Origin of the sequence: Microtetraspora sp. AC03309, from assembly GCF_020826795.1 — a bacterium.
Lineage (GTDB): Bacteria > Actinomycetota > Actinomycetes > Streptosporangiales > Streptosporangiaceae > Microtetraspora > Microtetraspora glauca.
The window spans coordinates 1-708 of the sequence record NZ_JADDIL010000310.1; the positions used below are offsets into that span (position 1 = coordinate 1).

The 708-nt window shown below is 63.7% G+C and carries 2 protein-coding genes; one reads left to right on the forward strand and one right to left on the reverse strand.

Annotated features, from left to right (window positions below; translation table 11 throughout):
- The coding region (locus IMZ11_RS43020) for an alpha/beta fold hydrolase (RefSeq protein WP_228649388.1) at nucleotides 1-374 on the forward strand (374 nt) is incomplete at its 5' end.
- Here the strand turns inward: IMZ11_RS43020 and IMZ11_RS43025 are convergent.
- Entirely contained in the window at nucleotides 357-587 is a 231-nt protein-coding gene (locus tag IMZ11_RS43025) for a hypothetical protein (protein ID WP_003882517.1), read from the reverse strand. The genes IMZ11_RS43020 and IMZ11_RS43025 overlap by 18 nt on opposite strands.
- Nucleotides 588-708 lie beyond the last annotated feature (121 nt).

Below are 708 nucleotides of genomic sequence, written 5' to 3' on the forward strand. Positions count from 1 at the left end.
CCCTGCCAGTCGAGTTCGGATCCGCGCAGGAGGTCTATGACGAGTTCGGGCCGGTCGCCGGTCAGTACTTCCTGGAAGCGTTCGACCGGACGGACACCGGCTGGCGCCTGCACGGGTACCCGCAGTGGTGGCTGGACATCGCCGCCCAGTGGGGAACGCGGGACTACTGGCAACAGTGGCGCGAGGTGGGTGTGCCCACCCTGCTCATGGAGGCCGAGAATTCGGTGGCGCCGCCGGGTCAGATGCGAAAAATGGCCGAAATCGGGCAGCACACGACGTATTTACACGTCCCCGGCGCGGGGCACCTGATCCACGATGATGCTCCGGAGGTGTACGAGGAAGCGGTGACCCGGTTTCTAGCGACGCTCTCCTAGGGCGCCGGCGCTCGGCCACGACGGCTGGCTCTCGAAGCGGCTGCGGATCGCATCGAGGTCATGGCCTGCCCGGTACGCCTCGTAATCGGGCTGGTTGATGTCGAAGAGGTCCAGGCGGAAACGCAGGATGTTGCTGCGCTGTGCCGCCCAGCTCACCGCGGCGGCGACCACGAACGGTGAGATCAGGATGATCAGGGCGATTGCAACAGTCATGGCAGTAATTGTTGTGGGGGAAATATCCCGCCAACAGTGGCAGCGCTGACACCTTACGATAAAATGCTGCCATGCTGCGTAGCGTCTCCACATTGGTGCTCGACGGTCTGGCGGTTTTCGA